Origin of the sequence: Nocardioides sp. (assembly GCF_041393715.1) — a bacterium.
Taxonomy (GTDB): domain Bacteria; phylum Actinomycetota; class Actinomycetes; order Propionibacteriales; family Nocardioidaceae; genus Nocardioides.
Genome location: NZ_JAWKJQ010000001.1, coordinates 469,762 through 496,112, shown reverse-complemented (window position 1 = coordinate 496,112; position 26,351 = coordinate 469,762). Strand labels below are relative to the sequence as shown.

The following is a 26,351-nucleotide window of genomic DNA, read 5'->3' as shown; positions in this document are numbered from 1 at the left end:
CCGGCCGGCCGGTCAGTCCCCGGCGACGCCGGGCCGATCCGGCGTGACCACCTCCAGCACCTGGAGCGCGACGGCCGCGTCGAGCCGCAGGTTCTGGTCGGACGCGATCGGGCCGAGCAGCCGCTCCAGCTTGCCGACGCGGTAGCGCATCGTGTTGTAGTGGAAGAACTGGGTGCGGGCGGCCTCGGCGACGTTGAAGTTGGTGTTCAGCAGGACCTGCAGCGTCTCGCGCAGGCTGGCCGCCTCCTCGGTCGGCGCTGCGAGCTCGCCCAGCACGTCGTGGGCGAAGGACCGCAGCTCGTCGAGGTCGGGCACCATCGCGATCAGCCGGTGCAGACCCAGCTCGTCGAAGAACGCCGTGGTGCCGGGTCCGCGCAGCCGGCGACCCACGTCGACCGCGCGGCGCGCCTGGGCATAGCTGTCCGGCAGCCCGGCCACACCCTGCGCCGCCCGTCCCACGCCCGCGGTGAAGGAGCGGCGCCCACCGCCCTTGTCGCCGGCGACGGCGTGCACCATCCGACGCACCAGCGTCGCTGCGGCGTCGGGGTCCTCGGCGGGCAGCACGGTCACCACCTCGGAGCCGAAGTCGGCGACGGGCAGGGCCGGGTCGATCGCCTCGGCCACCCGCCGCCAGCCGTGCGCGAAGCGGTCCTGCCACTGCCGCTGCTCCTCGATGCTGGCGAACGGCGGCGAGCTCGCCTGCGGGTCGAGCTGGGCCACCAGCACCAGCATCGCGCCGCCGAGGTCCCAGCCGAAGCCGTGCACGTGCTCGCGGACGAACTCGGTGGTGCCGGCCCGCCCCAGGAACACGTCGCGCAGGAAGTCGGCGCGGTACTTGTTCTCCACGGCCGAGACGGCCTGGTCGCGGGTGATCGAGAGCGCCACGGCCGTCGCTGCCCGGCGCAGCGCGGTCAGCCCGTCGTCGTCGAGCTGCCGGCCGGCGACCACGACCAGGTGGCCGAGCGGCTGCTGCGGCGAGGCCACCGGCCGCTTGTGGATCGACAGCCCCGGGAGCGGCGAGCCGATGTCGCCGGCCTCGTCGTCGAGCAGCTCGACCCGGATCCGGCCGGTCTCGTCGGTCAGCCCTGCCTCCGCGAGCCGCTCGCGCCGGCACGGGTCGAGGTGCGCGGCTCGCTCCCGGCCGTCGGTGGTGGTGACCAGCACCTCGGCGTCGAGCGCGCGCCCGATCGTGCCCACCAGGTCGGCCAGCTCCGCGCCCGCGAGCACCAGCTGGGCGAGCTCCTCCGCGAGCAGGTCGACCTGCCCGGGCTCGGCTATCAACTGTTGCCCGCTCTCGTCGGCACCGTTGGCAAGGCTCGCCATTCGGCGCACGATAGCGCGGCCGTTAGCGTCCAGTGAATGCCAGGCTCCTCGAGCGCCCTCTCACCGGCCGCCACGCGGGTGGCCGGCGCCGCCGGTGCGGCCGTCCGGCAGCGGCTGGCCTCGACCGGCGCGGTGGGTGAGGTCGTCCACGCGGGCTCCCACGCGATCTATGCGCGGGTGGGCGGTCGTCTGGTCGGCCTGGTCTCGCGCGGAGCGACCCTGACGCCCTCCGCGGTCCGCACCACACTCCCCCGGCTGCCGGACGCCGCACCCGGCGACCCGGCGTCGATCGGCGACGGCGAGCTCCGGGTCGCGGGGCTGGCGGTCACCGTGGCCCGGGTGGTGCCCACCGAGGCGCCCGCCCTCTCCGACCCCGAGGCCGCCGTCCGGCTGCTCGAGGAGGCCCTGCTCGGGACCGCCACGGCCGACCTGGCCCCGGCCCGCTCGCAGCTGCCGGAGCCGGCGCTGGCCCGGCTGCGCGAGGGCGACCCGGCCGCCGTACCCCTCCTGCTGGGGCTCGGCGACGGTCTGACCCCGGTCGGCGACGACGTGGTCGCGGGCTGGCTGGTGGCGGCCCGGTCCGCGGGGCGCCCGGTCGAGGACGTCGCGGCGGCCGTGACCGAGCACGCGCCACGGACCACCCCGCTCTCGGCGAGCCTGCTGTCCGACGCGGCCGCCGGCGAGTGCCTGCCCGAGGTGCGTGCGCTGCTGCTGGCGCTGCGGGCGGGGACCGGCATCGAGCCGGCGGTGACGGCACTGGCCGCCGTGGGGCACACCTCGGGCCGCGGGATGCTGCTCGGGGTGCGTCTCGCCCTGGCCGGAGCCGAGCGGAGAGGAGAGCCGCGATGAGCCACGAGCATGTGGAGCTGCGCACCGGGGCCTACGCCGACAGCGTCGCGCTGCTCCAGGTCAGTCGCGACGTGGCCGCGGTGCCCGGCGTGCTGGCCGCGCAGGTGGCGATGGCCACCGAGCTCAACCTCGACGTGCTCGCCTCGATGGGCTTCACCGTGCCGGCCGCCTCGCCGCAGGACATGGTGGTGGCGATCCGGCTCGAGGAGGGGGAGGCGCTCGGTGCCGCGCTGGCGGCCGTGGACGCGGCCCTCGCCGCGATCCGCGGCGGCGGGTCCGGGGGTGCGGAGGTCACCGAGCCACCGCGCAGCACGGGATCGGCGCTGCGTCGCTCCGGTGGCGGGCTGGCCCTGGTGTCCGTGCCCGGCGAGCACGCACTGGTCGAGGCCATGGACGCGCTCGATGCCGGGTTCGACGTGATGGTCTTCAGCGACAACGTGCCGGTCGACCAGGAGCTGACTCTCAAGCGGATCGCGACCGAGCGCGGCCTGCTGGTGATGGGCCCCGACTGCGGCACCGCCGTGGTCGGCGGGGTCGGTCTCGGCTTCGCCAACGCGGTGTCGCCCGGGCCGGTCGGCATCGTCGCCGCCTCCGGCACCGGCTGCCAACAGGTGCTGGCGCTGCTCGACGCGGCCGGCGTGGGAGTCGCCGCCGCACTCGGCGTCGGTGGCCGCGACCTGTCGGCCGAGGTCGGCGGGCTGTCGACGCTGGCCGCACTGGCGAGGCTCGAGGCCGATCCGGCGGTCGAGCGGATCCTGGTCGTGTCCAAGCCGCCCGCCGCGGAGGTGGCCGCCGCCGTCGAGGAGTACGCCGGCACGCTGGGCACCCCGGTCCGGTTCGCGCTGCTCGGCCCCGGGCAGGACGACCTGACGACGCAGGTCGAGGCGCTGCTGGGCGACCTGGGGGTCGACGTGCCCACCTGGCCGACCTGGGGCGAGCCGTCATCCCCGGGGCGGCGGGGGCTCCGCGGCTGTTCGTCGGGGGCACGCTGTGCGACGAGGCGATGCTGCTCGCCACCGAGGCGCTCGGCCCGGTGCGCAGCAACATCCCGCTCTCCCCCGATCTCGCGCTCTCCGGCGACCTGATGGCCCCGGGACACCTGATGGTGGACTTCGGCGACGACGCCCTGACCCGCGGGCGGGCGCACCCGATGATCGACCCCACGCTGCGCTTGGAGCACCTCGCCCGAGTGGCGGCCGACCCCGAGACCGCGGTGCTGCTCCTCGACGTGGTGCTCGGCCACGGCGCCCAGGCCGACCCGGCCGCCGACCTGGCGCCGGCCATCGCCGCCGCCCGCGAGGGCCGGTCGCTCCCCGTCGTCGTGGCCTGCGTCGGCACCGCGGGCGACCCGCAGGGCCTGACCCGTCAGGCGGAGGCACTGGCCGCCGCCGGCGCCGAGGTCCACCTGTCCAACGCCGCGGCCGCCCGCCGAGCGGTCGCCCTCGCCCGCGGAGGAGACCGATGAGCGCACTGCCGAGCCAGCCGCCCACCTCCGTCGCCGCGGTGGGTGCCGACCTGCTCGCCGCCGCGGTCGCCGACCAGGCGGTGCCCGTGGAGCGGGTCGCCTGGCAGCCGCCGATGGAGGGCACCGCGGCCGACCTCGCCGCGGTGGCCGCCGACCCGCGCCGCGGCGCCGCCAACGCGCTCGCGCTGTCGCGGATGCTCGACGTGCAGGCCTCGCTGGTGGCGGTCGCACCGGCCGCGGAGGTGCTCGGCCTCCAGCGCGGCGAGTTCCTGCACGCCGGGCCACCCCTGGAGTGGGCGCGGGCCTCGGGCCCGATGCGCGGCGCGCTGATGGGGGCGGCGGCCTTCGAGGGCCTGGTGGACGACCCCGACGACGCGGTGGCGCTCTTCGAGGCCGGCGACGCGGTCTCCCTGGAGCCCTGTCACCACCGCAGCGCCGTGGGGCCGATGGCAGGTGTCGTGTCGCCGTCGATGTGGATGTTCGTGCTGGAGGACCCGGCGACCGGCCGGCGTACCTTCTGCTCGCTCAACGAGGGGCTCGGCAAGGTGCTGCGCTACGGCGCCTACTCCCCCGACGTGCTGGCCCGGCTGGGGTGGATGCGCGACGTGCTCGGGCCACTGCTCGCCGAGGCGGTCGAGGCGGCCGGGCCGGTCGACGTGACCGCGATCCTCGGGCAGATGCTGCAGATGGGCGACGAGGCCCACAACCGCAACCGGGCCGGCACCCTGATGCTGTTGCGCGACCTGGGGCCGTCGCTGGTGCGCTCCGCGCGCGCGGCCGACGACGTGGCCGAGGCGTTCGCTTTCGTCGGCGGCAACGACCACTTCTTCCTCAACCTGGCGATGCCCGCCTGCAAGCTCAGCCTCGACGCCGGCCGCGACATCGCCGGCAGCACCATGGTGGTCGCGATGGCCCGCAACGGCACCGACTTCGGCATCCAGGTCTCCGGCACCGGCGACGAGTGGTTCACCGGCCCGGCGCTGCTCGCGGACGGGCTCTACCTCGGCGACTTCGGCCCCGACGACGCCAACCCCGACATCGGCGACTCCGCGATCACCGAGACCGCCGGCCTCGGCGGCTTCGCGATGGCGACCGCGCCGGCGATCGTCCGCTTCGTGGGCGGCACCGTGCCCGATGCCCTCGCCACCAGCCGCCGGATGCGTGAGATCACCCTCGGCGAGAACCCTCGCTGGCCGATCCCGGTGCTCGACTTCCAGGGCACCCCCACCGGCATCGACGTGAGCGCGGTGTGCCGCACCGGCATCCTGCCCCAGATCAACACCGGCATGGCCGGCAAGCGTGCCGGCGTCGGCCAGGTCGGGGCCGGACTGGTCACCCCTCCGGCCTCGATCTTCCCGGCCGCGCTCGCTGCGCTCGCCGGCCGGGCGAGGGCGGCGAGCTAGGGCCCACCGGTCGCTCAGCCCTCGCCGGCGATGAAGGCGCGCACCGAGTCGGCGATCAGCTGCACCGCGATCGCCGACAGCAGCAGGCCGGCGATCCGGGTGACCAGCAGCACCCCACTCTCCCTGATCAGTCGCAAGATCGGCAGCGAGAAGCGCATCGCCAGCCACAGCGCCAGGTGCACGAGCACCACGCCGAGGGCGACCGCGGCGAAGTCCGACCAGGCATCGACCTGCCGCGAGAACAGCATGGTGGCCACGATCGCGCCCGGACCGGCGAGCAGCGGCGTGCCGAGCGGCACCAGCGCCACGTTGGTGCCCGACGCGGCGGTCGGCTCCTGGTCGTTGCCGGTGAGCAGCTCGAGGGCGACCAGGAGCAGCAGCAGCCCGCCGGCGCCCTGCAGCGCGGGCAGCGAGATGCCGAGGTAGGACAGGATCTGCTGGCCGAAGAACGCGAACACCGTGATCACGAAGAAGGACACGGCCACCGCCTGCCAGGCCGCGCGGCGAGCGGTGGCCTGGGAGCGGCCCGAGGTGAGCGACAGGAAGATCGGGACGGTGCCGACCGGGTCCATGATCACGAAGAGCGTCACGAACGTCTCCGTCAGCAGCACCGTGTTGAGCACGAGCGCAGCCTAGTCGTGGCTCACCAGACGGGCGCCGGGCCGCCGAACTCCAGCTCGACCAGCGCCGGTCCGGCCGCCGCGACGTCGCGGAACGACTGGTCATCGCCGAGCAGCAGCATGGCCGAGGCCGGTCGCAGCACCAGCCACAGCCAGCGCCCGTGCGCCTCCCCTACGACCACCGACCGGTCGAAGTCCGCGTCGGCGGCGCTGGTGGACAGCGGCCACAGCGCCACCGACTGGCCGTCCAGGCGCACGTGCGCTGCGGGGCGTCCTCGTCCGAGGTCGGGGCCCGGGTCACCGGCCACGCCGGCGACGCGCGCACCCAGGCCGGTCGCCGGCTCCTCGGTGACGACGACCAGGTCGACCGGTCCGTCGAGCTCGCTGCTGCCGGAGCAGCAGGTCATCGTCGCCCGCGCGCCGGCCGGCCCGGCCACATAGGCGAAGTCGCTGACCCGCCACCCCGGGGCGAGCGGCCACGGCAGGTAGGTCGGGAACCCGTCGGCGGCCACCAGCAGCGCCCCGAAGGCGTCGTACGCCGGCTGCGCGGCGCGCCAGAGGGCCGGCACCGGACCATGCACCGAGCAGTCGGCCCGGACCCCGCCGGCTTCGAGGCCGACCGGCTCGGCACAGCGCGGACAACCGACCAGCAGCCCCCGCTCGTCGCCACCAGCCGTCACACCGGCCAGGCTCCCCGGACCGGCACTCCGCGTCAAGGGATCAGGCGTTCCAGCGCAGCACCACCGGTGTCTCCCGCTCGAAGCCCAGCTGCGACAGCGTCGCGGTCTCGAGCCGGAGCAGCCGGCCCTCGCTGACCGGGAGTCCGAGCCACCGGGCGGCCAGCGCGCGCAAGGCGTGTCCGTGGGAGAAGACCAGCACGTCGCCCTCGGTCTGCCGAGCCCGCGCGACCACCCGGTCGAGGCGCTCGCTCACCTGGGCCGCACTCTCACCGCCCGGACAGGGCTGGGTCCACACCGTCCAGCCGGGTGCCGACTCGCGGATCTGCTCGATGGTCAGCCCCTCGTAGTCGCCGTAGGCCCACTCGGCGAGGTCCTCGCACGGCTCGGCGTCGGGGAAGCCCGCCAGCCGCGCGGTGTCCCGGGCCCGCTGCCGGGGCGAGGTCAGCACCAGCCCGAACGGCCGGTCCAGCCGGGGGGCGAGCTCACGTGCGGTCTGCTCGCCGGCTGCGGTGAGCGGCAGGTCGGTGACCGAGGTGTGCCGCCGGGCGGCGCTCCACTCGGTCTCGCCGTGGCGCACCAGCCACAGCCTGCTGGTGGGCTCCTCCTGCTGCGGCATGCGGCCGAGTCTGCCAGGATGCGGCGCCATGGCCTCATCGTCACCGGTCGGTCGTGGCACCCGGCCCGCCCCCCTGCGTCAGGAGCTGGCTCGCCCGCGGACGGCCACGGCGGCGGCCTTCGCGACCCAGGGCCTGGTCTTCATCACGCTGACCACCCGGCTGCCGGCGGTCCAGCGCGACTTCGACCTCGGCGAGCTCGCCCTGGCCCTCGTGCTGCTGGTGGTCGTGCTGCTCGCCGGCGTCGGCTCGGTGGTGGCCGAGAAGCTCAGCGCGGGTCGATCCAGCGCGGTGCTGCTGCGCGCGGGACTCGCGACGATGGCGGTGGCGGTGCCGCTCCTGGTGCTGGCACCGGTGTTCTGGCTGTTCGTCGTCGGCATGGCGGCGTACGGCGTCACCGTCGGCATCGTCGACGCCACCACCAACATGCAGGGCGTCGCCCTCGAGCACCGCGCGGGCCGACCGGTGCTGCCGTCGCTGCACGGCTTCTGGACCCTCGGCGGCGTCATCGGCGCGGCCCTGGCGCTGGCCATGGGCAACCTGCCTCGGGAGACCTCGGTCTGGGTCGCGGTGGTGCCGGCGGTGGTGGCACTCGCGCCGTTCCTGCCGCGCGACGACGGGCCGCCCGCCACCGAGGCGCCCGGCGTGCCGTGGCGGCCGATCGTGATGGTGGGCCTGGCGCTGGTGCTCTTCTACATGGTCGACACCGCCGCGGCGACCTGGGGCCCGACCTACCTCGACGACACCTTCGCGACGCCGACCCGGCTGGTGGCGCTGGCCACCTTCCCCTACCTGGTGGCGAGCGGCCTGGTCCGGCTGGCGGGCGACGGCCTGGTGGCGCGGTTCGGCCCGACGCCCGTGGTGCGGGTCAGCGCGGTCGTGGCCAGCGCGGCCCTCGCGGTGGTGGCCTTCGCCCCGTCCTGGCCGGTCGCGGTCGCCGGCTTCACCCTGCTGGGCGCCGGCACCGCGGTGATCGCGCCGCTCAGCTTCTCCGCGGCGGCCCGGATCGCGGGCGGCGACGACCTGAGCCCCGCCGCCCGGCAGGCCCGGGTGGACGCCGTGATCGCCCGCTTCAACCAGTTCAACTACGTCGGCGCGCTGCTCGGCAGCGTGATGACCGGGGTGGTCGGCGCCGGCAGCCTGCGCTACGGCTTCGCGATGCCGATGGTGCTGATCCTGGGACTGCTCCCCCTGGCGCGGTTCTTCTCCTCCGACGGCTGACGGCCGCCCGGGTGGGGCCACGCCACACGGCCCGGGCCGCGCCCTCGGCATGGGTTGTGTGTCCGAGCCGTCGTAGTCCCCGCTGGGCCGGACACACGACCCGCCCCGACCGGGCCGGCCACCCGGGTTGTGTGCCTGAGCCGTCGTCCTCCCCACGGGGCCGGACACACGACCCGACCCGGGCTCCGAGGCGTCGTCCCCGCGTCGCGGCGAGCCGGCAGCGCGGGCGCCCGGGGACGTCATACGTCCCGGTTGCCCCGGCGGCCGGTCCGGATGACGCTGCTGGGAGCGTCATCCGGGGCGAGCGTGCCAGCGGCCGGTTCGGATGACGTCACGCAGCGCCGCCACCGCCGGCCCACCGGCGAGCGCGGCCCGGCCGCACCAGCACCCCTGCCAGGATGAGACGCATGCGCCTGCGCCTGCTACTCGTCGCGACCGCCCTCGGGCTGGCCGCCGCCGTCCTGGTCGGCGTACCGGCCGCGGAGGCGCGGACGCTGCACGTCGGGCCGGGGCGCGCCCTCGAGACACCCAGCGCGGCCGCGGCTGTGGCCCGCAACGGCGACACCGTCGAGATCGACGCGGGCACCTACACCGGCGACGCCGCCACCTGGACCCAGGACGATCTCACCCTGGTCGGAGTGGGCGGGGTGGCCCACCTGAAGGCGGCGGGTGCCGACGCCCAGGGCAAGGCGATCTGGGTGCTGGCGGGCGACCGGACGCGGGTGCAGAACATCGAGTTCAGCGGAGCGGCCGTCCCCGACGGCAACGGGGCCGGCATCCGCGCCGAGGGTGCCGGCCTGACCGTCGTGCACTGCTCCTTCCACGACAACGAGAACGGCATCCTCGCCGGAGCCAACGCCGCCAGCGACATCGAGATCCGCCGCTCGCGGTTCGCCCACAACGGCGCCGGCGACGGCTTCACCCACAACCTCTACATCGGCGCGGTGCGCTTCCTCTACGTCAAGGGCAGCCTGTTCGCCGGCGCCGACGGCGGCCACGAGATCAAGTCGCGGGCGCTGAGGACCACGATCACCGCCAGTCGGATCATCGACCTCGACTCGACCGCGAGCTACTCCATCGACCTGCCCAACGGCGGCGACGCCAAGATCACCGGCAACGTCGTGGAGCAGGGGCCGAACTCCCCCAACCGCACGCTCGTCTCCTACGGCGCCGAAGGGTTGACCAACCCGACGACCCGACTGTGGGTGGTCAACAACACCTTCGCCAACGCGCAGGACTCCGGCACCGTGCTGGCGCTGGCGGCCGGCACCACCGGCGCCCACCTGCGCAACAACCTGCTGGTCGGCCGGGGCACCTGGGTCAGCGGCCCGACCGCCGAGCGGCGCGCCAACAAGCGCACCTCGCGCGGGTTCCGCGACCCTGCCCACCACGACTACCGGCTCCGCCAGGGGTCGCCGGCGATCAACCGCGGCGCGTTCGTGCCGGCGTCGAGGCGCCCGCACTACGAGTACCGCCACCCGCAGCGCTACGTCGACCGCCCGAAGCGGGGTCGGGTCGACCTCGGCGCCTTCGAGTACGCCGGCTGAGCGGGGCGGGCCCTCAGGCCGGCGGCCCCGGCCAGTTCTTGTCGGGCTGCGGCACCGGTCGACCGGGCTGCTCGCCGCCGCGGGCGTCGAGGTAGCTCTGCTTGGGCACCATCACCTTGCGGCGGAAGATGCAGACCACCTTGCCGTCCTGGTTGTAGCCGATCGTCTCGACGTGCACGACGCCGCGGTCGTCCTTCGAGGTCGACTCCCACTTGTCGAGCACCGTGGTCTGGCCGTAGAGCGTGTCGCCGTGGAAGGTCGGTGCCACGTGCCGCAGCGACTCGATCTCGAGGTTGGCGATCGCCTTGCCGGAGATGTCGGGCACCGACATGCCGAGCAGCAGGGAGTAGACGTAGTTGCCCACCACGACGTTCTGCCCGAACTGGGTGGTCTCACCGGCGTAGTGGCTGTCGAGGTGGAGCGGGTGGTGGTTCATGGTGAGCAGGCAGAACAGGTGGTCGTCGTACTCCGTGACGGTCTTGCCCGGCCAGTGCTGGTAGGTCGCCCCGACCTCGAACTCCTCATAGCTGCGCCCGAACTGCATCGTCGTCTCCCTCCGTCGCCCCGGTCAGCCCTTGAGCTTGTAGTCCTCGAGCAGGCGCCGGCCGATGATCATCCGCTGGATGTCGGCCGTGCCCTCCCCGATCAGCAGCATCGGCGCCTCGCGATAGAGCCGCTCGATCTCGTACTCCTTGGAGAAGCCGTAGCCGCCGTGGATCCGGAAGGAGTCCTCGACGACCTGCGAGCAGTACTCCGACGCGAGGTACTTCGCCATGCCGGCCTCGAGGTCGTTGCGCTCGCCGGAGTCCTTCGTGCGGGCCGCGCGGACCATCATCTGGTGGGCGGCCTCGACCTTGGTGGCCATCTCGGCCAGTCGGAACAGCACGGCCTGGTGGTCGGCGATCTTCTTGCCGAACGTCTGCCGCTGCTGGGCGTACTCGACGCCGAGCTCGAAGGCCCGGTTGGCGACCCCGCAGCCGCGCGCCGCGACGTTGACGCGGCCGACCTCGACGCCGTCCATCATCTGGTAGAAGCCCTTGCCCGGCGTGCCGCCGAGGATCTGGTCGGCGCCGATGACGTGGCCCTCGAACACCATCTCGGTGGTGTCGACGCCCTTGTAGCCCATCTTCTCGATCTTGCCGGGGATGGTGACCCCCTGGGCGGTCTCGCCGAAGCCGGACTCCTTCTCGACCAGGAACGTCGTCATGTTGCGGTAGACGCTGTCGGCCCCCTCGTCGGTCTTGACGAGGACGGCGACCAGGTTGGCCGAGCCGCCGTTGGTCAGCCACATCTTCTGGCCGGTGATGGTGTAGCCACCGTCGTCGTTGCGGGTGGCCCTGGTCTTGATCGCCGCCACGTCGGAGCCGCACTCCGGCTCGGACATCGAGAACGCGCCGCGCACCTCGCCGGTGGCCATCCGCGGGAGGTAGCGCTGCTTCTGCTCCTCGGTGCCGTGCTGCTGGAGCATGTAGGCCACGATGAAGTGGGTGTTGATGATGCCGGAGACGCTCATCCAGCCGCGGGCGATCTCCTCCACGCACAGCGCGTAGGTCAGCAGTGACTCGCCGAGGCCGCCGTACTCCTCGGGGATCATCAGCCCGAAGACGCCCAGCTCCTTGAGCCCCTCCACGATCTGGGTGGGGTACTCGTCGCGGTGCTCCAGCTCGGTCGCGACCGGCAGGATCTCCTTGTCGACGAAGGAGCGCACGGCCTCGAGGATGTCCTGCTGGTCCTCGGTGAGGCCATCGGTCTGGCACAGGCGACCCATGGTGGTCCTTTCGGGGGGCGTCGCGGGCGGCGCGGGGGAGGTTCGGAGTCGCCGACAGTATGGCGACCGGTGCCCCGCCGAGGCGACCAGGTGTGACCAATCTGGCGTGCCCCTCAGCGTCCTTCGCGGAGCCCGCCGGAGGGGTCGCTTCCGACCCGGCGGCACCCCGCGCTGAGGTAGCATCGGGGCCGGGTCGTCGCCGCGGGGAGTGACACCGCGCGCTGGGCGCCGTTCCCCCGGCCCAGCGGCCCGACGGCAACGGAGGAGACCGATGGGCACGCACGCGGCACGCGACCCCCGGCGTGCCCAGGACCGCGCCCGCGGCCGGGCCTCCCGGCGGGCGGGCCTGCTCGTCGCCGTGCCGGCGACGCTGATCGCCATCGGTCTCTACGGCAGCAACGTGCTCACGCCGGTCAGCTCGGGCACCGGGCCCGAGGTGCCCGAGGCCGCCCCGGGGGTCTCGCCGACCCAGTCCCGCGGGCCGGCCGATCTGGGCCGCGCCGCGGAGACCTCCCCGCCCGTCGTGACCTCGCGCAGCGACCCGCTGGTGCGCAAGGAGGCGAGACGCTTCCGGATCGTCAAGCCGACGCACTTCAAGGAGAAGGTGGTCATCCCCGCGGGCTTCGTGCGGCTGCCCGTCGGGTCGAAGGACGCCACGTCGTTCACGGTGGCCTCGTTCAACGTGCTCGGCGCGAGCCACACCTCCGGCGGTGGCGACAAGGCCCGCTTCGCCAGCGGAGCGGCCCGGATGCGCACCACGGTCGGGCTCTTCCGCTACCACAACGTCAGCGTGGCCGGCCTGCAGGAGTTCCAGGCCTCGCAGCTGGCCAGCTTCCACGGCCTGACCGGCGGCTCCTGGGGCGTCTACCCCGGCATGGCGCTCGGCAACCAGCCGGTGCAGAACTCCATCGTCTGGCGCACGTCCGACTGGACCCTGGTCCGCGCGCAGAGCACCCCGATCCCCTACTTCCGCGCCCGGGTCCCGATGCCGCAGGTGCTGCTGCGCAACGTGCACACCGGGCGCGAGGTCTGGTTCGCCAACTTCCACAACCCGGCCGACAAGTACGGCGCCGCCCAGGGCGCGCGCAACGCCGCCACGGCCATCGAGGCCTCCCTGGTGCGCGGCTTCGTCGCCAGCGGCTACCCGGTCATCGTCACCGGCGACATGAACGAGCGGGAGAGCTTCTTCTGCCGGATCAGTGCCGCCGCCCCGCTGCACGGCGCCAACGGCGCCTACCGCAGCGGGTCCAGCTGCCGCAACGCCGGGCGGACCGCGGTCGACTGGATCCTCGGCACCACGTCCGTGCAGTTCTCCAACTACGCGCTCGACGAGTCCACCGTGTCGCGGCGGATCAGCGACCACTACATGATCCGCTCCGGCGTCACGCTCGCTCCGGCCGGCAACGACAAGGCGTGCATCCCCGCACCGAAGGACAAGGCCTTCATCTGGTGCCCACCGGGTGGCTGACCGGCGACCGATGACGGGCTCGCTGCGCGAGTGCCGCCACCGATCACGTCGTCCGGCTGCGTGGCCTCATGCCCGCCGGGCGTCGAGCGGCAGGTAGTAGGCGAACGGGGCGCCCGGGGGTCCGTCACCGCGGATCTGGAGCCGACCCCTCGCTCCGGGCACGAAGAAGGCAACGCAGCCCTCGACCTCCTCATCGGGGCCGATCGCGGCCGGAAGCGCGTCGGACCCGCACGGCGCAGCGGCGACCGCCTGTCGACCGTCGCCGGCCCTGAACCAGGCCCGCAGCGACCCCGTGTCGAAGCGGGCGCCGCCGCTTGCGCCGACCCGGAGCCACAGCGCCACCGACCGTGGGTAGCCATCCCGGCCGGCCCCGAACCGCGGCTCACGCATCAGCTGCGCGTAGACGGCGGGCACTCCCTCGGCCGCTGCGATCTGGGCGTGCGGCAGCACCTCGAGCAGCTCGGGTCCGCGCACCTGCGTGACCTCGAGTCGACGCGAGACGCTCGGCTCGGGGCTGGGGTGGGCGCCGCTCTCCGGGGTCGAGGTGCAGCCGGCGAGCAGGAGCGCGCAGAGCGCAGGCAGGGCGAACCGCACCGGCGAACGGTTCAGGGCATGCCGAGCGGCTTGGTGGCGAAGCTGTGCGTGGCCCGCCGGCGGATGAAGTTGAACTGGTCGACGTACTTCCGATAGACGCGCGCCCGGTCGATCTCGAGGATCAGCTCGTCGTTGAGGAACGAGATACCCGACCAGTTCTCTGAGCCTGTCCACACCGTCTTGACCGGCTTGCCGCTCATGTTGCCGTTGACGGCCAGGATCTTCAGGTGGGAGTAGAAGTTGGCGCGGCGCACGGCCTTCGGGTCGTTCGGGTTGACCGGCGGGAAGTCCCAGTCGGCGCTGCGGACGTCGATCTTGCGCTGCCGCAGGATCTTCAGCACTGCGCCGCCCATGGCGCTCGCGACGATGCTGATGTTGCACTTGCGGCGCTTGAGGTCCGACATCTGCTCGGCGAGCCACTTGCCGCGCTCCTGGTTCCAGCCGTACATGACGATCCGGATCACCGTGTGACCGTTCTTGCCGGTGCCCGGCAGCGCCTTGCAGCGGATCTCCTTGAGCCGCTTCATCACCGGGTCCTTGTCGGGCCCGGGGATCTTCGTCGCGACGGTGCTGGTGATGTCGCCGACCGCGTCGGCCTTGGTCGGGCCGGTGGTGGTCTTGTAGTACTGGCCGGAGTAGTCGCCGCTGTGGAAGTAGACCCAGCGGGGTGAGACCCGCTTGTCCCACTTCATCTGGTTGAACACCTTCTTGAAGGTGTCGTAGATCGTCTTGTTGCCGTTGATCGTGTAGAGGTCGTTCCACTGCAGCCGCACCGCGCGGTCGGTCATGTTGTGCGACCCAGTCATGATCACGTCGGTGGCGGCGCCGGTCTTGCTGAAGGAGTAGACCTTCAGGTGCAGGTTGCCCGGGCCACCTCGGCACGAGCCCTTGCAGATCCGCACGAAGCTCTTGCGCCCGGCCTTCTTGCCCAGCACCTTCTGCAGCCGCAGCGTCTGCTTGGAGGTCCAGTTGTCGTTGAGCAGCATCTGCACGTGGACGCCGCGACGGTGCGCCTTGAGCAGCGCGTCGAGCACCGACTGCCGGTCGAAGGAGTAGGCCGCGATCCGGATGTACTCGCCCTTGGGCGTGTGGTTGATGGCCGCGACGATGCGCGACATCAGCTTGGTCTTCTCACCGATGCTGCCCAGCGGGTTGTTGAAGGCCGCGCCCGGAGCAGGCTTCCAGCTCTTCTTGGCGCGCAGGGCCGCAGCGCTGGCCACCGACGCCGAGGACGGTATGGCGGCCGCCGCGGCCGGTGCCGGAGCGCCCTGAGACGGCGCCGGGGCGAGACCGATGGCGAGCGTCAGCGCGACGAAGCCGCTCAACAGGGTCCTGCGCAGCATGGTGGGATCCCCCCGGGGTCGGTTCACGACATACGGTCGGCCACTCTACCCAAGACGACGCGCAGAACCGAACGCCCGGCGCAGCATGCCTGTCGGCGTGCCACGGCGGGCCCGTGCCTTCTTCTTCCGGGAGCGAAGCTTGACCATGTCGTCGGACAGCATCCGGGCCAGGGCCGCGACCGCCGCCTCGGCCACCTGCTTGTGGGAGACCTTGCCCTCGTCGGTGAACGCCTCGTCCCGCGGCAGCAGGTCGTCGAGGTCACCCTCGACCTGGTAGCCGCCCGCGGCGATGGCGTCGACGTAGCGCTGGGAGACCTCGCGGGTCCACTCCTCGAGCTCCCGCGGGACGCGGATGCGCTCGCCCTTCTGCTTGCCGAGCACCCGCACGGCGAAGTAGCGCTTGCCGATGTCGCCGTAGAGCTCGCGGGCCTGGAACTCCGGCTCGAGTGCGGCGTTGACCCGCCGCAGCAGCTCGGCCTGGACCCGCCCGACGGACTCGTTGCTGCGCTGCACCTCGCGGTCGAGCCGCTCCGGGTCGACCCCGACCACTCGGCAGAAGCGCTGCAGCAACTCCTCGTGGGGCGCGCCCGGCGGGGGCACCAGCACCAGGTGGATGCGCTCGGCGGGGACGTACTGCACCCAGCGGTCGAGGATCGCCGCGACGTCCTTGGACGACCAGTAGCGGTTGTGCAGCTCGCCCTCGGTGCGACGCAGCCGGCGCAGATAGCCGCGGTAGGTCAGCGACATGCCCGCCTGCAGGGTCTGCTGCCAGGCCGACGGGATCTGGCGGCCCAGGTCGCGCAGGGTGACGATGAGGTGCACCTCCCGAGCCGAGCACGCCGCGAGCAGCGCCTCGATCTGCTCGGGGGTGGCCGGCGCCAGGGACTCCTCGGTGATGAGGATCCGGTCACTGGTCGCCGCGGCGACCTGCCCGGGCAGCCGCTCCAGCGCGGTCGCGACCTCCGGCGGGTCGACCTCGGGCTTGTACCGGTCGCGCGCCTTGAGCATCAGGTGGAAGGTGTCGCGCTTCGACCCGGGCACCATGTCGAGGCCCTGACGGTGCAGCTCCTCGACGTTCTGCCACATCACGGTCTGGAGATAGGACGTGCCGGTCTTCAGCAGGCCGATGTGCAGGAAGAGCCGGGCGTCGGACATGGCGGGCATCCTAACGAGTCTCGGGATCGGGACCGCCGCCCGCTCGGCGTACCTTGTCGAGGGCCCGCGACCAGCGCGACTCGGGCTCCGGGTCCTCGGCCGTGGCCTCCTCGAGCGCCCGCTCCGCGTCCTTCAGCGACTTCTTCAGCGTGCTGTTGTTGCGACGGACCACGCGCATCTCCTGCATCAGCTTGGCGATGGTGTCGAGTGAGGCCTCGAAGAGCTCGTCCGGGGAGACGTCGTCGGGGTGGCGCAGGCTGCCGGGGGCCACCGTGACGCGCAGCCGCTCGAGGTCCCCCACCACGTCGTACGACGACCGCTGGATCTCCGCGATCCCCTCGTCGGCGAGCCGGGCGAGCTCGGCGACCCGGGCGTCGGAGGGGAGGAAGCGCTCCCCCTCGCGCGGCACCAGGATGCGGTGGGCGAGATAGCCCCGGATCCAGACCCCGCGGTCCAGGGCGCTGCCGAAGCCGCTCAGGTGCGGGCTCACCCGGCGCAGCAGCTCGGCCTCGACGAGCCCCAGCGAGGTGTTCTCCCGCGCCCGGTCGAAGGAGAAGCCCGACGCGTCGGCGCCGAGCAGCTCGGCGAACTGCAGGACCAGGGTCTCGCGCGGGGCGTCGCGCTCCGGCAGCACGAGCAGGTGCACCCGCTCCGGTGGCAGGTCGCCACCCCAGCGGCGGAGCACCCCGGCCAGGTCGAGGGCCTCCCAGCCCCACTCGTCGCCGGACTCCCGGCTGACCGGGAACTCGTCGAGGGTCGACTCGAAGCCGTGCTTGACGTACTCCTGCCAGTAGGAGCTGAGCACCGTGAGCAGGTCGCGCGCGGTCACGATGACGTGGGCCTCGGCCGGCGCCACCGCCGCCACCGCCCGCTGCGCCTGCTCGGCGCTGGCGCTGCCGAGGAACTCGTGGCTGACCAGGGCGTCGCCGTCCCAGGCGGCGAGTGCCTCGACCACCCGGTCCCAGGCCCCCTCGGCCTCCGGGTTGCGCTGGGCGAGACCGGGCCGCTCCCGCACGGACAGCGAGGCCCACAGGTGCTCGCGCGGACCGCCCGGGAAGAGCACGCCCTGCTCGGCGAGGGCCTTGCGGTTGGCCCACAGCACCGACTGGACGTAGGTGGTGCCCGTCTTGGGCAGGCCCACATGGAAGAAGACGCGACGCGCCATGACGTCAGAGGGACTTCTGGTACCGCTCGAGGAGCTCGGCGACCTTGGCCTCGTCACGCTGCGCGACCGGGAGCAGCAGCTCGGTGACCAGGTCGGTCAGCTCGGCCAGCCGGAGGTTGAGCGCGCGGCACTCCTGGACCTCGTCCTCGAGCCGCTTGACCCGGCGACGGAGGTCGACGACGGTGGTCGCGGCGACCTTCTCGCCGACCGTCCGGGCGCTCTTGCCGAGCGAGTCCTTCACCGCCACGTGGCCACCATCCGACAGATCCGGGAGGGCACCTCGACGGCCTTCCCGCCAACGGGTGTCGAGGCTAGCAGCACCTCACGGCCGGTCACGGTGGCGCCGGCGCCCGCCAGCTCGGCCTCGATCCGGGCCGGTTGACGGACCTTGACCCGCAGCCGCCGGGCCAGCCGGTCGCGACCTCGCCGGCAGACGTACTCCAGCCACAGCTCGCCGCCGTCACGCAGCAGCATGTCGCACAGCCGGTAGAGGTTCCGCCGCCCGGGGCGGTCGACCGCGTCGACCAGGTGCCGGCCGAGCAGCACCTTCGGGCCGGGCTGACGGGCGAGCAGCGCGCCCGTCGAGAGCACGGACCGCAGCTCGTGCAGGTTGAGCGCGGCGAAGTGGGCGGTGGAGCCCTCGGGCAGGGACGCCGCCGTGCCGGCGAACGCCTTGGGCACGTGGTCGAGACCCCAGACGGTCGCGCCCTGCTCGGCGAGCCAGCGCGCGTCGGCGCCGTGGCCGCAGCCGAGGTCGACGTACGTCGCGTCGGTGCCGTGCGCGGCGAAGGCGTCCCGGGCCAGGTCGGACGGCTCCCACGACGCGGGCTCGGGGGCGCGGGCATAGAAGCCGTCCCACAGCGGGCGCTGGGGGCGGATGCCGCGGAACCAGCCGTTGAGCCGGCGGTGGGTCGAGGCCGGCGTCTCGAACTTGTACGCCGGGTCGGGGGTGCGCCAGGAGGGGCCGTAGGTCGCGACCAGCAACCGGTCGGGGTCGGCGGGCACCGGCACCTCGCGGCCCTCGAGCGTGGCCGTCCCGAGCGGGAAGATCCACTCCCGCTGGAAGGGCGCGCGGATCTCCCCCATCAGGTAGAGGTGGCCGTCGCGCAGGAAGCCGCCGAAGACGTCCAGCCCGCGGGCCGACCCGTCCGCCTCGGTGACCACGACCTTGAACGCCGCACCGGAGTAGCGCTGGGTGACGTAGCCCATCTCCGCCAGCCGGGCCTGCAGCCGGAACGACTCGCGCATCACGTCGACCGGCTCGGAGTGCTCACTGACGTAGCCGAGGTCGGCGTCGCTGTCGTGGCCGATCAGCTGTCCCTCCCGGATCGCCCCGAGCAGCGTGCCGTAGGCGACGAACGCGTCGATCCCGGCCCGGCGCAGCGCGTCGAGCACCTCCTCGACGGCGTCCAGCAGCGGAGCGACGTGCTCGGCGCTGCGGGTGGCGAAGGTCTTGACCAACCGGCCGGTCTTGTCGGTGGCGAGCGGGTTGCCGTCGCGGTCGACCACCTCGACCCGGCCCTCGCCGTCGCCGAACCGGTGCTCCTCGTCGTAGAGCACCTCCCCGGTCTCGTGCACCACCACGCTGACCCGGGCCACGCCGTCGAGGAACCGCTTCATCCCCTTGGGCCAGGCGACGAACGTGCCCTCGCCGTCGGGCTCGTCCTCCCCGTCGCGGTGCAGCCACAGCGACCAGATCCGGCGGTCGTCGAAGAGCACGTCGAGCACCAGCTCCTCGCGGGAGCGGGCGTGCAGCCCGTCGGGTCCGATGTGCACGGTGCGCGAGCGCGCGGAGGTGCTCACCGGGGTGGCTCCCGTCGGTCGGGGGGCTGGACGTCGGTCAGCCTAGCGCCCCGCCGACCCCCTCCACGACCGTCCCAATTGTCACAAGGGCCTCACAAGTCACGGATTTTCGCGTACGCTGCACACGGTCCCCACGGCCGGGCGAGGGTGTCGAGGACGACACCCCGAGACGTCACCGATCCGGCCGCTTCCCCCCAGAAGGGTCTTCCCCCATGCCCGACCTGCGCTCGCCCGCCCGACCCGTGCCGGCGCGACCCCCGGCCCGGCGCGCCCGGCTGCGAGCGGCGGCGGCCCTGGTCACGGTCGCGGCCCTGACCGCCGGCGGCGTCGCCTGGCTGGGCCGGACCACCGAGCCCGAGCGACCCTCGTCGCGGCCTCCGGCGATCGAGCCCGCGGCCTCGCAGGCATCGTTCCGGGTCGGCTCCTTCAACGTCCTCGGCGCCAGCCACACCGACCCCGGCGGCGACCGCCGCGGGAAGTACGCCGGCTACCAGAAGCGCCTGCGCCTGGCCGTGCGCGCGATCCGCGAGGAGAAGCTGCAGGTCGTGGGGCTGCAGGAGTTCCAGGCCAAGCAGGCCGACTACTTCGACCAGATCGCCGGCTCCGAGTTCCGGGTCTACCCCGGCACCTCGCTGGGCCGCCGCGCCAGCGTGCACAACTCGATCATCTGGCGTCGGGACACCTGGAAGCTGCTGGAGTCCCACACCATCCGGATCCCCTACTTCAAGGGCGACGAGATCCAGATGCCCTACGTGCTGCTGCAGAGCAAGCTGACCGGGCAGAAGGCCTGGTTCTACAACTCGCACAACCCGGCGAACACCCACGGCGACGCCTGGAAGTGGCGCAAGGAGGGCTACCGCCGCGAGGCCGAGCTGGTCGCCGGGCTGCGGGCCGCGGACCCCACGGTCCCCGTGGTCGTCACCGGCGACAAGAACGAGCGGGAACGCTACTTCTGCTACATCACCCCCATCTCGGAGCTGCACTCCGCGAGCGGCGGCACCCACGACGGCACCTGCCACCCGCCGGCAATGCCGCAGCCGGTCGACTGGGTGATGGGCAGCTCCGACGTGCGCTGGACCGGCTACACCGACCGCCGGGACTGGGTGGTGTCCAAGGCCACCGACCACCCCCTGGTCTTCGCCGACGCCCAGGTGGCGCCGCGCCAGCCGCCGTACGCCGACCGGGTCGTGGTCGTCGACGTCGAGGGGCTCACGGCCGGGAGCATCCGGCGCCTCGGCGCCACCGGGGCTCCCACGCTGCACCGGCTGATGGCCGAGGGCGCCAGCACGCTCAACGCCCGCACCCTGGCCGAGCGCACCACCCGGGACGCCAACGTCGTGGGCATGCTCACCGGGCGCCGGGTGACGCCGGACAAGGGCGGCCACGGTGTCGACTGGGACAGCACCTGGGACCGCACCGTGCATGCCGCGGCCGGCCACTACGTGTCCAGCGTCTTCGACCTGGTCCACAACTACGCCTACCGGACCTCGCTGGTCACCCGCGACAACCTGACCCTGGTCGATCGCAGCTGGGACGCCGCCAACGGCGGGCGGGACCCCTACGGCGTCGACAACGGCCGCGACAAGATCGCCGACTACGTGGGCGACCGCAACGACGCCCGCGCGATGAGCGACCTGCTGGGTCGGCTCGGCGGCGCCAAGCCACCGACCCTGAGCTTCCTGCACCTCTCCGCGCCGAGCCGCACCGGCGTGCGCACCGGCTTCACCAGCGCGGAGTACGACCAGGCGGTGACCCAGGCGGACGCCCGGCTCGGGCAGCTGCTGTCGGCCATCGAGGGCAGCTCCGCCCTGGCCGGCCGGACCCTGGTCGTGGTCACCTCCGACCACGGCGGCTCCAAGACGCTGGCCACCAACACCAAGGCGCTGCCGAACATCCGGGTGCCGTTCCTCGCGTGGGGACCGGGGGTGGCGGTGGGGGCCGACCTCTATGCGCTCAACCCGCAGCTGAAGGACCCGGGCGGTGAGTGGAAGGGGTACGGCGGCCGGCAGCCGGTCCGCACCGCCCACGTCGCCGCCGTGGTGACCAAGGCACTCGGGCTGCCTCCGGTGCCCGGCGGCACCCTGGACCCCGGTCGCACCTTCACGGTGTTCGCCCCTTCTCAGTAGCGTTCTCCCCGTGACCACCTCCCCCGCTCGCGTCTACGTCGCCCGGCTCGTCGGCCTGCCGGTCTTCGACCCGCGCGGGGAGCAGGTCGGCAAGGTGCGTGACGTGGTCGTCGCGGTGCGTTCCGACGCCCAGCAGCCGCGGGCGCTCGGCCTGGTCGTCGAGGTGTTCGGGCGGCGCCGGATCTTCGTGCCGATGACGCGGGTGACCAACATCGACAGCGGGCAGGTCTACACGACCGGGCTGATCAACCTGCGCCGCTTCGAGCAGCGGCCGACCGAGACGCTCATCATGGGCGAGATGCTCGACCGTCAGGTCGTCATCAAGGACACCGGCGTGCGCGGCGCGATCTACGACGTCGGGCTCGAGCAGAGCCGCAACCGCGACTGGGTGGTCAGCCGCCTCGCGGTCCAGGAGCCGGGTCGGGCGCTGCGCCGCCGCGGCCAGACCCACGTGGTCGAGTGGGACGCCGTCAGCGGCCTGGCCAGGCCCGACGACCGTCAGGGGCCACGCAGCTGATCGCGGCGCTGGGCGACATGCGTCCCGCCGACGCGGCGAGCGCCCTGCACGACCTGCCGTCGGAGCGACGGGCCGCGGTGGTGGCCCAGATGGACGACGAGCGGCTGGCCGAGGTGCTCGAGGAGATGCCCGACGAGGACCAGGTCGAGATCCTCAGCCGCCTCGACCCGGAGCGGGCCGCGGACATCCTCGAGGAGATGTCCGCCGACGACGCGGCCGACCTGATCGCCGACCTCCCGCCCGACCAGGCGAGCCGGCTGCTGGCGCTGATGGAGCCCGAGGAGGCCGAGGACGTCAAGCGGCTGATGGTCTACGACGAGGAGACCGCGGGCGGCATGATGACGCCGGAGCCGGTGATCCTCCCGCCCGACGCGACCATCGCCGAGGCGCTCGCGCACGTGCGGCGTGAGGAGCTGCCGACGTCGCTGGCGGCGCAGGTCTACGTCTGCCGCCCGCCGCTGGAGACGCCCACGGGCAAGCTCCTCGGCCTCGCCCACATCCAGCGGCTGCTCCGCGAGCCACCGAGCGAGCTGGTCGCCGGTGTGCTCGACCAGGAGACGACGTACATCCACCCCGACGCGACGCTGCAGGAGGTGGCCGCCCACGTGGCCTACTACAACCTCACCGCCGCGCCGGTCGTCGACGAGCAGGGCCGGCTGCTGGGCGTGGTGACGGTCGACGACCTCCTCGACCACATGCTGCCCGACGGCTGGCGCGACCAGGCGGGCGCCGACGTGCTGGCCGAGCGCCGGGCCGCCGACCGGGGGGTGCGATGAGCGACTCCCGACCCACCCGCGGCCGACTCGACACCCCGCGCGAGCAGCGCCGGCTGGTGCTGCGCCGCCCCGACCCCGAGGCCGACACGATCGGCGTGTTCGCCGAGGGCTTCGCGCGCTACATGGGCACCGCACGCTTCCTGTTCTGGATGACGGTGTTCGTGGGGGTGTGGATCGGCTGGAACATCTTCGCCCCCGCCGATCTGAAGTTCGACCGCTACCCCTTCATCTTCCTGACCCTGATGCTCTCGCTGCAGGCGTCGTACGCCGCCCCGCTGATCCTGCTCGCCCAGAACCGTCAGGAGACCCGCGACAAGGTGGTCGCCGAGCAGGACCGGCAGGCCAACGCCCGCGCCCATGCCGACATGGAGTACCTCGCCCGCGAGGTCGCCTCGCTGCGGATGGCCGTCGGCGAGGTGGCGACCCGCGACTTCCTGCGCTCCGAGCTGCGCAGCTTCGCCGGCGAGCTCGAGGAGCGCCTGTCCGGAGTCGAGGACGAGGACCCCACCGAGCCACCCACGGGCGACCGGTCCTGAGGGCCACCCGTACTCTTGGACACCATGAGCTCCCCCTCCCCCGAGCAGACCCACCCCGACCTGTGGGCGGCCCTGGCGACCGTCATCGACCCCGAGATCAAGCGCCCCATCACCGAGCTCGGGATGGTCGACTCCATCGACCGGTCCGACGACGGCGCCGTCTCCGTGCACGTGCTCCTCACGGTGGCCGGATGCCCGATGCGCGAGGCCATCACCCGCGACGTGACCGCCGCGGTGACGAAGGTCGACGGCGTCACCGGGGTCACCGTGACGATGGGGGTGATGAGCGACGAGCAGCGCTCCGCGCTCCAGACCGACCTGCGCGGCGGCCAGCCGGCGCGCGAGATCCCGTTCGCCCAGCCCGGCTCGCTGACCCGGGTGATCGCGGTCGCCTCCGGCAAGGGCGGCGTCGGCAAGTCCTCGGTGACGGTCAACCTGGCCCTGGCGATGGCCGCGCGCGGACGCAAGGTCGGCGTCGTCGACGCCGACATCTACGGCCACTCCGTTCCGGCCATGCTCGGCGTCGCCGACTCCCGGCCCACGCAGGTCGAGGAGATGATCATGCCGGTGCCGACGCCGTCGGGCGTCTCGGTGATCTCCATCGGCATGCTCAAGCCGCGCCGCGACCAGGTGGTCGCCTGGCGCGGCCCGATGCTCGACCGGGCGCTGGTGCAGATGCTCAGCGACGTCTACTGGGGCGACCTCGACGTGCTGCTCCTCGACCTGCCCCCCGGCACCGGCGACATCGCGCTCTCCCTCGGCCAGCACCTCCCCAACGCGGAGGTCGTCGTGGTCACCACGCCGCAGGAGGCGGCCGCCGAGGTCGCCGAGCGGGCCGGCACGATGGCCTCGATGATGCACCAGCGCGTGGTGGGTGTGGTCGAGAACATGAGCTATCTCCCGTGCCCCCACTGCGGCGCCGAGCATCGACTGGAGATCTTCGGCTCCGGTGGCGGCGCGCGGGTGGCGGCGACGCTCTCGGAGCGCTTCGGCTACGACGTCCCGGTGCTCGGCGAGGTGCCGCTGGACACCTCGCTGCGCGAGGGCGGCGACGCCGGCAAGCCCATCGTCGAGTCCGACCCGACCGCACCGGCCGCGGCCGAGCTCACCCGGATCGCCGCCTCGCTCGCCGAGAAGGGCCGCGGCCTGGCCGGCATGCAGCTCGGCCTGACGCCCACCAGCAGCCACTAGGCGCACCCATGTTCGGGGTCGGCCTGCCGGAGCTCGCGGTCATCGCGTTCGTCGCGGTGCTCGTCGTCGGGCCCGACAAGCTGCCCGACCTGGCCCGCCAGGCCGGGCGCTTCCTGCGCCAGGTCCGCCGGATGGCCGACATGGCCCGCGACGAGCTCCGCGACGAGCTGGGCCCGGAGTACGCCGACCTCGAGCTGAAGGACCTCGACCCTCGCGAGATCGTGCGCAAGCACGTCCTCGAGGCCATGGAGGACGACGACGAGGAGCCCACGCCGAGGCGGCCCCGCGAGAAGCCTCTGCAGGCCGGCGAGGTGCCGCCGTACGACGTCGAGGCGACCTGAGGCCCGGGCCGGCCGGTCAGTCGCGACTGGCCACGGCCGCCAGCGAGGCGTAGGACACCAGCTGCACCCGGCCGACCTCGGGCCGGACCTCGACGAAGTCGGCGCCGACCCGGTCGAGCACGCCCTCGTGACGCGCGCCGTCGCGCCGGTGCACGACACAGCGGGCGGAGGCGGCGGCGAGGCCGCGCAGCGTCGAGCCGACGCCCAGCCGCGTGAGCGGTGACCAGGCAGCCTCCGGGACCGCTCGCTCCGACGCCCCACGCAGCGCCGCGACCGCCTCGGCCACCACCACCCAGTCGGTGCCCAGCGAGCGGATCAGACACCAGCCGTCGCCCATCCGGTCGAGTCGGCCCACGATCGACCCGACCCCGAGCACGTCGAGGGTGACCTCCTCGCCCATCGACGCCATCAGCCGGCTGGCGAGCGAGACGGTGGCGTACTCCGCCCGGGACCGGTCGGCGAGCTCGGCCGCGCGCTCCTCGCCGTAGAGCGCCTCGGCCTGCCGCTCCAGGTCGGCGAAGAGCGTGGCCAGCTCGTCGTCCCAGGTCATGGGGACGAGCCTGCCACCCCGATGGCCGCGGCCGCCGTGCCGGCACCCAGCCTGTGGAGAAGACGCTTGACGAACCACCCTCAACATCATTGAATCATCGCAAACAAACGCAAACGGAAGGATCGGATGCGATGCGGACCTGGCGGGTGGCGCCGACCTGGCTGGGAGTCACGGCGGTGGTGGGCCTCCTTCCGTGGCTGCTCGCCCCGGACCTGGGGTTGGTGGCCCGCGGCACCAGCGACCTCACGTCGATGCTGCGCGCCGGCTCGGCGGTGGCGCTCCTGGGCTGCGGCGCCTGGTGGTGGGCGGCCACGACCGCGGTGCTCCTCGGGGCCGCTCGCGGTCGGGTGTCGCGACCCCGCGGCTGTCCGCAGTGGCTGCACCGGCTGCTGCTCGCGGCCCTGGGCGCGTCGCTCACCGCGGGGCTGGCCACTCCTGCCCTCGGCGCCGACGACCTGGCGCGCCCGCAGCAGAGCCGCGTGGCACAGACGGCCGATCCCCTGCACGGACTGCCGTTCCCCGACCGGGCGGAGGGCCTGCCGGCCGCTGGGCGCCCCGCACCGTCCACGTCCCCGGCGAGGGACGTCGCGGCGTCCGCCGTGCAGCCCCGCGGGGCGCTCACCCACGACGCTGCCGGCACCCATCGGGTCGGGCCGGGCGACACGCTCTGGACCATCGCCGCCCGCGACCTGCCGCCCGACGCGACCGAGGCGGAGATCGGCGCCGCCTGGCGACGGATCTATCGGCTCAACCGGGTGGCGATCGGCGACGACCCCGACCTGCTGCTCCCCGGCATCGTCCTGGTGCTTCCGTCCACCGAGAGGAGTCGATGACCAGCCTGCTCGACACCGCCCAGCCCGGCCGCCGCCGACTGCCTGCCGTGCCGCTGGCCAGCGTCCAGGGCACCCTGGCCCTCGACCTGGCCCCGCGCTACGACCCTCCCCGCTGCCGGGTCGCTCGCCCGGACGTCCGGGCGGCGACGTGGTGCCGATCGAGTCGGGCCGCCGTCGTCGGGTCGAGCAGTGGGCCCACCGCTACGCCCAGGCGGTCGTCGAGATCGTCGCCGGTGACCGCCCGGCCAGCCAGCTGGTGCGGTGGACGGCCCCGCGGTCTACGCCGACCTGGTCCGTCGGGCCCAGCTGGTGGCGCGGGCCGGCGGTCACCAGGCCGGCGCCGGTCGTACCGGTCAGGTGGTAAGGCCTCAGGTGCAGGAGTGCGCAGCTGCTTCGTCACCGACACCCGCGTCGAGGTGAGCATCCACGTGCGGCACGGCGAGCGGTCGCGCGCCATCGCCGC

At 73.3% G+C, this 26,351-nt stretch carries 26 protein-coding genes and 1 pseudogene; 14 read left to right on the top strand and 13 right to left on the bottom strand.

Features of this window, described 5'->3' with window-relative positions:
* Positions 1-12: 12 nt before the first annotated feature.
* Positions 13-1,323: a PucR family transcriptional regulator gene (locus R2740_RS02515; RefSeq protein ID WP_371301105.1), complete on the bottom strand. Its 1,311-nt coding sequence runs from the start codon at positions 1,321-1,323 to the stop codon at positions 13-15.
* Between the two features lie 36 nt (positions 1,324-1,359).
* Here R2740_RS02515 and R2740_RS02510 point away from each other — a divergent pair, with 36 nt between their 5' ends.
* From R2740_RS02510 to R2740_RS02495, 4 genes are read left to right on the top strand one after another with little or no spacing between them, the layout of a single operon-like run.
* Entirely contained in the window at positions 1,360-2,172 is an 813-nt protein-coding gene (locus R2740_RS02510; RefSeq protein WP_371301104.1) for a DUF2877 domain-containing protein, read from the top strand.
* Positions 2,169-3,257, top strand: coding sequence for an FdrA family protein (locus R2740_RS02505; RefSeq protein WP_371301103.1), 1,089 nt, complete (start codon positions 2,169-2,171; stop codon positions 3,255-3,257). Before R2740_RS02510 ends, R2740_RS02505 begins: the two co-directional genes overlap by 4 nt.
* Complete coding sequence (locus R2740_RS02500) at positions 3,176-3,637, top strand: hypothetical protein (RefSeq protein WP_371301102.1); 462 nt, start codon at positions 3,176-3,178, stop codon at positions 3,635-3,637. Before R2740_RS02505 ends, R2740_RS02500 begins: the two co-directional genes overlap by 82 nt.
* Entirely contained in the window at positions 3,634-5,040 is a 1,407-nt protein-coding gene (locus tag R2740_RS02495) for a DUF1116 domain-containing protein (protein WP_371301101.1), read from the top strand. Before R2740_RS02500 ends, R2740_RS02495 begins: the two co-directional genes overlap by 4 nt.
* Before the next feature lie 14 nt (positions 5,041-5,054).
* Here the strand turns inward: R2740_RS02495 and R2740_RS02490 are convergent, their stop codons facing one another.
* Genes R2740_RS02490 through R2740_RS02480 form a run of 3 tightly spaced genes read right to left on the bottom strand, consistent with a single transcriptional unit; the run spans position 5,055 to position 6,956 of the window.
* Entirely contained in the window at positions 5,055-5,663 is a 609-nt protein-coding gene (locus R2740_RS02490) for a MarC family protein (protein ID WP_371301100.1), read from the bottom strand.
* A gap of 20 nt (positions 5,664-5,683) precedes the next feature.
* Positions 5,684-6,340 carry a DUF6758 family protein gene (locus R2740_RS02485; protein WP_371301099.1) on the bottom strand — a complete coding sequence of 219 codons (657 nt, stop codon included), beginning with the start codon at positions 6,338-6,340 and terminating at the stop codon, positions 5,684-5,686.
* Positions 6,341-6,380: 40 nt separating this feature from the next.
* Positions 6,381-6,956, bottom strand: a complete 576-nt coding sequence (locus R2740_RS02480; protein ID WP_371301098.1) for a histidine phosphatase family protein — start codon at positions 6,954-6,956, stop codon at positions 6,381-6,383.
* Positions 6,957-6,984: 28 nt separating this feature from the next.
* On the opposite strand from R2740_RS02480, the gene R2740_RS02475 reads away from it, so the two are divergent.
* Both R2740_RS02475 and R2740_RS02470 read left to right on the top strand, forming a co-directional pair.
* Positions 6,985-8,175: an MFS transporter gene (locus R2740_RS02475; RefSeq protein WP_371301097.1), complete on the top strand. Its 1,191-nt coding sequence runs from the start codon at positions 6,985-6,987 to the stop codon at positions 8,173-8,175.
* A 407-nt stretch (positions 8,176-8,582) separates the two neighbouring features.
* Positions 8,583-9,722 carry a choice-of-anchor Q domain-containing protein gene (locus R2740_RS02470; RefSeq protein ID WP_371301096.1) on the top strand — a complete coding sequence of 380 codons (1,140 nt, stop codon included), beginning with the start codon at positions 8,583-8,585 and terminating at the stop codon, positions 9,720-9,722.
* 13 nt (positions 9,723-9,735) lie between these two features.
* Here the strand turns inward: R2740_RS02470 and R2740_RS02465 are convergent, their stop codons facing one another.
* Positions 9,736-10,266, bottom strand: a complete 531-nt coding sequence (locus R2740_RS02465; protein ID WP_371301095.1) for a MaoC family dehydratase — start codon at positions 10,264-10,266, stop codon at positions 9,736-9,738.
* A gap of 24 nt (positions 10,267-10,290) precedes the next feature.
* On the bottom strand, positions 10,291-11,490 hold the full coding sequence (locus R2740_RS02460; RefSeq protein WP_371301094.1) for an acyl-CoA dehydrogenase family protein: 1,200 nt from the start codon (positions 11,488-11,490) through the stop codon (positions 10,291-10,293).
* A gap of 271 nt (positions 11,491-11,761) precedes the next feature.
* On the opposite strand from R2740_RS02460, the gene R2740_RS02455 reads away from it, so the two are divergent.
* Positions 11,762-12,958, top strand: coding sequence for an endonuclease/exonuclease/phosphatase family protein (locus tag R2740_RS02455; RefSeq protein ID WP_371301093.1), 1,197 nt, complete (start codon positions 11,762-11,764; stop codon positions 12,956-12,958).
* Between the two features lie 66 nt (positions 12,959-13,024).
* On the opposite strand, the gene R2740_RS02450 is transcribed toward R2740_RS02455, so the two are convergent.
* From R2740_RS02450 to R2740_RS02425, 6 genes are read right to left on the bottom strand one after another with little or no spacing between them, the layout of a single operon-like run.
* The gene (locus R2740_RS02450) at positions 13,025-13,552 is read right to left on the bottom strand and encodes a hypothetical protein (protein WP_371301092.1); all 528 of its coding nucleotides are present in this window, start codon (positions 13,550-13,552) and stop codon (positions 13,025-13,027) included.
* Positions 13,553-13,563: 11 nt separating this feature from the next.
* Positions 13,564-14,895: a phospholipase D-like domain-containing protein gene (locus tag R2740_RS02445; RefSeq protein ID WP_371301091.1), complete on the bottom strand. Its 1,332-nt coding sequence runs from the start codon at positions 14,893-14,895 to the stop codon at positions 13,564-13,566.
* Between the two features lie 45 nt (positions 14,896-14,940).
* On the bottom strand, positions 14,941-16,050 hold the full coding sequence (locus R2740_RS02440; protein WP_371301090.1) for a hypothetical protein: 1,110 nt from the start codon (positions 16,048-16,050) through the stop codon (positions 14,941-14,943).
* Positions 16,051-16,060: 10 nt separating this feature from the next.
* A complete protein-coding gene (locus R2740_RS02435) occupies positions 16,061-17,215 on the bottom strand; it encodes a hypothetical protein (protein ID WP_371301089.1) in 1,155 nt (384 codons plus the stop codon).
* Positions 17,216-17,219: 4 nt separating this feature from the next.
* Positions 17,220-17,462: a DUF6752 domain-containing protein gene (locus R2740_RS02430; protein ID WP_371301088.1), complete on the bottom strand. Its 243-nt coding sequence runs from the start codon at positions 17,460-17,462 to the stop codon at positions 17,220-17,222.
* The gene (locus R2740_RS02425) at positions 17,453-19,018 is read right to left on the bottom strand and encodes a hypothetical protein (protein WP_371301087.1); all 1,566 of its coding nucleotides are present in this window, start codon (positions 19,016-19,018) and stop codon (positions 17,453-17,455) included. The genes R2740_RS02430 and R2740_RS02425 overlap by 10 nt, the downstream gene beginning before the upstream one ends.
* Before the next feature lie 212 nt (positions 19,019-19,230).
* Here R2740_RS02425 and R2740_RS02420 point away from each other — a divergent pair, with 212 nt between their 5' ends.
* From R2740_RS02420 to R2740_RS02400, 5 genes and pseudogenes are all read left to right on the top strand, one after another.
* On the top strand, positions 19,231-21,144 hold the full coding sequence (locus tag R2740_RS02420) for an alkaline phosphatase family protein (protein WP_371301086.1): 1,914 nt from the start codon (positions 19,231-19,233) through the stop codon (positions 21,142-21,144).
* Between the two features lie 10 nt (positions 21,145-21,154).
* Positions 21,155-22,437, top strand: a pseudogene (locus tag R2740_RS02415) (magnesium transporter MgtE N-terminal domain-containing protein).
* Positions 22,434-22,973, top strand: coding sequence for a DUF1003 domain-containing protein (locus R2740_RS02410; RefSeq protein WP_371301085.1), 540 nt, complete (start codon positions 22,434-22,436; stop codon positions 22,971-22,973). Before R2740_RS02415 ends, R2740_RS02410 begins: the two are co-directional and overlap by 4 nt.
* Before the next feature lie 24 nt (positions 22,974-22,997).
* Positions 22,998-24,164, top strand: a complete 1,167-nt coding sequence (locus R2740_RS02405; protein WP_371301084.1) for an Mrp/NBP35 family ATP-binding protein — start codon at positions 22,998-23,000, stop codon at positions 24,162-24,164.
* Between the two features lie 8 nt (positions 24,165-24,172).
* The gene (locus tag R2740_RS02400) at positions 24,173-24,505 is read left to right on the top strand and encodes a sec-independent translocase (protein WP_371301083.1); all 333 of its coding nucleotides are present in this window, start codon (positions 24,173-24,175) and stop codon (positions 24,503-24,505) included.
* 16 nt (positions 24,506-24,521) lie between these two features.
* On the opposite strand, the gene R2740_RS02395 is transcribed toward R2740_RS02400, so the two are convergent.
* Positions 24,522-25,055 carry a hypothetical protein gene (locus R2740_RS02395; RefSeq protein ID WP_371301082.1) on the bottom strand — a complete coding sequence of 178 codons (534 nt, stop codon included), beginning with the start codon at positions 25,053-25,055 and terminating at the stop codon, positions 24,522-24,524.
* 131 nt (positions 25,056-25,186) lie between these two features.
* Between R2740_RS02395 and R2740_RS02390 the strand changes: the two genes are divergently transcribed.
* On the top strand, positions 25,187-25,888 hold the full coding sequence (locus tag R2740_RS02390; protein WP_371301081.1) for a LysM peptidoglycan-binding domain-containing protein: 702 nt from the start codon (positions 25,187-25,189) through the stop codon (positions 25,886-25,888).
* A gap of 148 nt (positions 25,889-26,036) precedes the next feature.
* Positions 26,037-26,252: an Rv3235 family protein gene (locus tag R2740_RS02385; protein ID WP_371301080.1), complete on the top strand. Its 216-nt coding sequence runs from the start codon at positions 26,037-26,039 to the stop codon at positions 26,250-26,252.
* Positions 26,253-26,351 lie beyond the last annotated feature (99 nt).

Bases quoted from the DNA above. Each gene is read 5' to 3' on its own strand.
- R2740_RS02515 (WP_371301105.1), bottom strand. From the start codon at position 1,323: ATGGCGAGCCTTGCCAACGGTGCCGACGAGAGCGGGCAACAGTTGATA.
- R2740_RS02510 (WP_371301104.1), top strand. From the start codon at position 1,360: ATGCCAGGCTCCTCGAGCGCCCTCTCACCGGCCGCCACGCGGGTGGCC.
- R2740_RS02505 (WP_371301103.1), top strand. From the start codon at position 2,169: ATGAGCCACGAGCATGTGGAGCTGCGCACCGGGGCCTACGCCGACAGC.
- R2740_RS02500 (WP_371301102.1), top strand. From the start codon at position 3,176: ATGCTGCTCGCCACCGAGGCGCTCGGCCCGGTGCGCAGCAACATCCCG.
- R2740_RS02495 (WP_371301101.1), top strand. From the start codon at position 3,634: ATGAGCGCACTGCCGAGCCAGCCGCCCACCTCCGTCGCCGCGGTGGGT.
- R2740_RS02480 (WP_371301098.1), bottom strand. From the start codon at position 6,956: ATGCCGCAGCAGGAGGAGCCCACCAGCAGGCTGTGGCTGGTGCGCCAC.
- R2740_RS02475 (WP_371301097.1), top strand. From the start codon at position 6,985: ATGGCCTCATCGTCACCGGTCGGTCGTGGCACCCGGCCCGCCCCCCTG.
- R2740_RS02470 (WP_371301096.1), top strand. From the start codon at position 8,583: ATGCGCCTGCGCCTGCTACTCGTCGCGACCGCCCTCGGGCTGGCCGCC.
- R2740_RS02465 (WP_371301095.1), bottom strand. From the start codon at position 10,266: ATGCAGTTCGGGCGCAGCTATGAGGAGTTCGAGGTCGGGGCGACCTAC.
- R2740_RS02460 (WP_371301094.1), bottom strand. From the start codon at position 11,490: ATGGGTCGCCTGTGCCAGACCGATGGCCTCACCGAGGACCAGCAGGAC.
- R2740_RS02455 (WP_371301093.1), top strand. From the start codon at position 11,762: ATGGGCACGCACGCGGCACGCGACCCCCGGCGTGCCCAGGACCGCGCC.
- R2740_RS02445 (WP_371301091.1), bottom strand. From the start codon at position 14,895: ATGCTGCGCAGGACCCTGTTGAGCGGCTTCGTCGCGCTGACGCTCGCC.
- R2740_RS02440 (WP_371301090.1), bottom strand. From the start codon at position 16,050: ATGTCCGACGCCCGGCTCTTCCTGCACATCGGCCTGCTGAAGACCGGC.
- R2740_RS02435 (WP_371301089.1), bottom strand. From the start codon at position 17,215: ATGGCGCGTCGCGTCTTCTTCCATGTGGGCCTGCCCAAGACGGGCACC.
- R2740_RS02420 (WP_371301086.1), top strand. From the start codon at position 19,231: ATGCCCGACCTGCGCTCGCCCGCCCGACCCGTGCCGGCGCGACCCCCG.
- R2740_RS02410 (WP_371301085.1), top strand. From the start codon at position 22,434: ATGAGCGACTCCCGACCCACCCGCGGCCGACTCGACACCCCGCGCGAG.
- R2740_RS02405 (WP_371301084.1), top strand. From the start codon at position 22,998: ATGAGCTCCCCCTCCCCCGAGCAGACCCACCCCGACCTGTGGGCGGCC.
- R2740_RS02400 (WP_371301083.1), top strand. From the start codon at position 24,173: ATGTTCGGGGTCGGCCTGCCGGAGCTCGCGGTCATCGCGTTCGTCGCG.
- R2740_RS02395 (WP_371301082.1), bottom strand. From the start codon at position 25,055: ATGACCTGGGACGACGAGCTGGCCACGCTCTTCGCCGACCTGGAGCGG.
- R2740_RS02390 (WP_371301081.1), top strand. From the start codon at position 25,187: ATGCGGACCTGGCGGGTGGCGCCGACCTGGCTGGGAGTCACGGCGGTG.